General features: G+C 59.7%; 5 protein-coding genes and 1 pseudogene. All 6 read right to left on the bottom strand.

What is annotated here, in order from left to right; genetic code table 11:
- Nucleotides 1–219, bottom strand: a 219-nt coding sequence (locus tag H5U08_RS12125; protein ID WP_297033365.1) for an NAD(P)H-dependent oxidoreductase subunit E, incomplete at its 3' end; no start/stop codon positions are given.
- A gap of 48 nt (nucleotides 220–267) precedes the next feature.
- Entirely contained in the window at nucleotides 268–1,488 is a 1,221-nt protein-coding gene (gene nuoD / locus H5U08_RS12120) for an NADH dehydrogenase (quinone) subunit D (protein ID WP_297033363.1), read from the bottom strand.
- Nucleotides 1,489–1,503: 15 nt separating this feature from the next.
- Nucleotides 1,504–2,001, bottom strand: coding sequence for an NADH-quinone oxidoreductase subunit C (locus tag H5U08_RS12115; protein WP_297033361.1), 498 nt, complete (start codon nucleotides 1,999–2,001; stop codon nucleotides 1,504–1,506).
- Nucleotides 2,002–2,028: 27 nt separating this feature from the next.
- Nucleotides 2,029–2,646, bottom strand: coding sequence for an NADH-quinone oxidoreductase subunit B (locus tag H5U08_RS12110; RefSeq protein ID WP_297033360.1), 618 nt, complete (start codon nucleotides 2,644–2,646; stop codon nucleotides 2,029–2,031).
- Nucleotides 2,647–2,662: 16 nt separating this feature from the next.
- Nucleotides 2,663–3,181, bottom strand: a complete 519-nt coding sequence (gene ndhC, locus H5U08_RS12105; protein WP_297033358.1) for an NADH-quinone oxidoreductase subunit A — start codon at nucleotides 3,179–3,181, stop codon at nucleotides 2,663–2,665.
- A 580-nt stretch (nucleotides 3,182–3,761) separates the two neighbouring features.
- A pseudogene (aspA, locus tag H5U08_RS12100) lies at nucleotides 3,762–3,990 on the bottom strand (aspartate ammonia-lyase); the annotation flags it as partial.

Here is a 3,990-nt window from a genome sequence, read left to right as displayed (position 1 = left end):
TTCCGGGGCTGGTATTTCCAGAAGGGCAGCCAGCTCGCGTACCGCCTGGGGAGAGACACAGCCCAACTCCTGCTGAATCAGGTGAAGCGCCGGCAGCACGACCGCCCGCGACGACGGATACCGCGGCAAATACGCGCGAATCCTCTCGCGGAGGTCTTCGCTCAGCATCTGACGCCCTGTCTCGCACGGGACTTCGGTCGGCGTCTGCTTGTCGTTCACTGCTTCCTCCTCGCCAGTGTCCACCGATGGGAAATCGCCGGATGCCCCTTACCGGTCCAGCTCCGCCGCAATGATGTTCAGACTTCCCAGCACTGCCACCACGTCGCTCAACGTGTGCCCGCGTATCAAATGGGGGAACAACGCAAAATGAACGAACGAAGGCGGCCGACACCTCGCTCGATAGGCGTAAGGAGAACCGTCCCCCACGATGTAGAATCCCAGCTCTCCATTGGGCGACTCCGTCGCGCAGTACACCTCTTCGCAGGGAACTTCAAAACCCCGATTGCTCATGATCAACTCGAAGTGCGTGATGAGCCCTTCAATGGTGGACGTTACCTGCCATTTTTCCGGCAGGGCGATGCGCTCGCTCACCGCCACATTGACCGGTCCCGGCGGCAGGTTTTCAATCGCCTGGTGGATGATTTTCAGGCTCTCCCGCATCTCCGCCATCCGCACCAGATACCGCGCGTAACAATCGCCGGCCTGGGCGCAGCAAATCTGAAAATCAAAATCTTTATAGGCCAGGTAAGGCTCATCCTTTCGCAGGTCGCGCGTCACTCCGCTCGCCCTGGCAATCGGGCCGGTCACACCCCGGTTGATGGCCTCCTCCTTGGTGAGAACGCCGATCCCCTTCGTGCGGTCGATGAAGATGCGGTTTCGGGTCAGGAGCCGTTCCATGTCATCCAGTGCCCGCGGAAACCGCTTCACGAACTCCCGAATGAGCTCGATGGCCTTGGGCGACGCATCGTGCATCAGTCCTCCCACCCGAGTGTAGCTGTTGGTGAACCGGGCACCGCAGAGAGCCTCAAAAATGTCATAAATCATTTCCCGCGGATTGAAGGCGTACATGAAGAACGTGAAGGCCCCGGTATCCAGCCCCACAGCCGCGTTGCACACGAGATGATCGGCGATCCTCGCCAGCTCGGCGACGATCACCCGCAGATACTGGCAGCGGGGAGGCACCTCGATCCCCAAAAGCTTCTCCACCGCCAGGTGCCAGGCCACATTGTTGGCCATCGGCGACACATAATTCATCCGGTCGGTAATCGTCACGTACTGGTTATAGTTGAGGTGCTCCGCCAGCTTTTCGAAGCCTGAATGGAGATATCCGATATCGCAATCCGCATCGACCACCCGTTCCCCTTCCAGCTTGAGGATCAGGCGCAGCGTCGTGTGCGTGGCGGGATGCTGTGGACCGAAATTCATGGTCCACAGATATTCCTGCGCCTCATCTTTTGGAATGTACGTGGTGCTCTTTTCCAGCGGCATGGTCAACTGGTCCTTTCACCCCAGATCCCGTGTGACAACCGGAATATTGTGGCGTTCACCGCGTCCCTGGAGGGGATAGTCCTTGCGCAGCGGATGGTCCTGAAAATCCTCCGGGAGCAGGATCCGCCGCAAATCGGGGTGACCTTCAAAGCGGATACCGAACATGTCCCACACTTCCCGTTCCAGCCAGTTGGCCCCCTCCCACAAATCGGTGACCGTCGGCAAAGTCGGCGCCGGGTCGTTGACGAACGTCTTGATGATCATTCGCTCCGCCGTCTCGGGATGGCCCACGATGTACACCACACCAAACCGATCCCTGGCGTTGGGATAATACAGGTAGTCCACACAGGTGATGTCAATAATGAGGGCCAGCCCCACCTCTTCCTTCAAAAACTTCAGCACATCGTGGACGATGCCGGCGGGAACCACCGCCCGGTGCTGTCCCCGGAACTCGCTGATTTCCGCCTCCGGGAAGCGTTCTTTCAATTTTTGGAGCGTTTCGGGACTTGCCATCCTCACGTTCCTTTCCGTGACGCACCCTCATGTTGCGGAAGTTTCCGAGCCTGCCGGGCGATCGCTTGCCGCTTCGTCCCCGGAAGAGGCGAACAGCGGCGGTCCCGCCACCACCAGCCGCGGATTCCTGGGGTCCTCCACGAGTGCCCGCGGCGGCTGCCGCCGACGAAAGGCCTCCCGTCCACTGGCCGTCCCTTCTCGCTGGATCTTTTCCTGAAGATCGATAATGGCCTGGAGAAGTTGCTCCGGCCGCGGCGGACACCCCGGCACATACACATCCACGGGGATGAAACGGTCGATTCCCTGCACCACCGCATACGTGTCGAAAACGCCCCCCGTCGATGCGCACGCACCCATTGAAATACACCATTTGGGCTCGTGCATTTGCAGCCAGATTCGCTGGAGGACCGGCATCATTTTCATCACCACCCGGCCGGCCACAATCATCAAATCGCACTGCCGGGGACTGAACCGAAAGACCTCCGCCCCGAACCGCGCAATATCGTGGCGGCTGGCCCCCGTCGCCATCAGCTCAATGCCGCAGCAGGCTGTGGCAAACGGCATCGGCCAAAGGCTGTTCTTGCGGCACCAGTTCACCAGAGCATCGAGCCTGGTGATGACCACATTATCGGGAAGATCGGTCATGGCTGACCTCCCTTGGTTAACTCCAGTCAAGTGCCCGCCGACGCCAATCATAGATGTAACCGAGCGTCAGCAGGGCGAAGAAAATCAACCCACTTCCCACGACGGATGTCATGACGGCCATCAGGGAGAACCCACTTTCCTCAGTCCCTCCACCGCTGGACGGAGCAAAGGTCGGAATTCCCCCAGAAGCGTCGGTCGCCACCGGCGCCGGGGCACCGGACACCGACGGCCCCTGGGCCACACTCACCTGTGCTGTCGAAGCGCCAGGCTGGCTCCGTATCGCCAGCACCCACGGGTAAAGAATGAGCAGCTCCACATCAAACACCAGGAACACCACCGCCAAAACGTGATACCGTACATGAAAGCGGCGAGAAGTGTCATGAAACGGATCCACCCCGCTTTCATACGGCATGGCCTTGACGGGATTCGGCCGTTTCGGCCCGCACAGATGACCCAGCACGATCAGACCGACGCTGACGGCAATCAGTGCCAGCAGGAACAACGTGAAGGGAATCACTGCCGGATCAAATTCCATGGGGCCCTCGCAATCTTATGCCCAGTCAATGCTCTGTGCCCAGAACGATCCCCACATGACCGTCCAACGATAGTCCTGGCCTCAGCTCATCGCGAAACACTGAAGCCAACCAATCAGCATCTCAGGCGGGACAACTCCCAAGCCGGCCGTCCGGCATCGCGCTCTCGGCTCGGGTGGCGGGACCAGGGCGGGCAGGTTTATCGCTTGAAGGTCCAAGCGCCCTTCCACAGACCGCGCCAATCCAACCCTGGCACCCTTACTACGCAATACTCAGAGCGCAAGTTCAGTTTCTGCGCCCTTCTTGCCCGCACCCGACTCCGAAGAGCTACCAACTCACGTCCCGCGGGAAATGGAACATCTTTCAAATGAAACAGTTATAATGTGTGATCTTGGCATTCTAGAAATCGGCCTAAACCCCGTCAACACGTGGCAGCCATCCCGCTCCAGGGCGAAACCGTCACAAGCCGCGCATTCAAGACAACTTGCGCAAACCCCACAGAAGCGGTGACCTTCGCCCCCTTGGATATCTCAGAGTGATCGATTGGATTCCCCCGGTCGAGCAAATCCTGGTGTACGCTGATCACCGCGGATGGAGCATGTTTCTCGGGTTCAGGGCTTCCTCGAGTTGCTCGGGCGGCAATACATTTTGCTCCAGACACACCTGCCGCACCGTCTTCCCCGTGCGGAAGGCTTCCTTGGCGATGGCCGCCGCCCGCTGGTACCCGATGTACGGATTGAGGCTCGTCACCAGAGCCAGACTCTTTTCCACGGCGGCCTCACACGCCTGGCGATTGGCCTCCATTCCGCGG

The organism is Thermogutta sp., from assembly GCF_014359955.1.
In the GTDB taxonomy this organism is placed as follows: Bacteria; Planctomycetota; Planctomycetia; order Pirellulales; family Thermoguttaceae; genus Thermogutta.
Note: the sequence above shows the minus strand (reverse complement) of the source record. Positions and strands in the feature narration are given on the sequence as shown.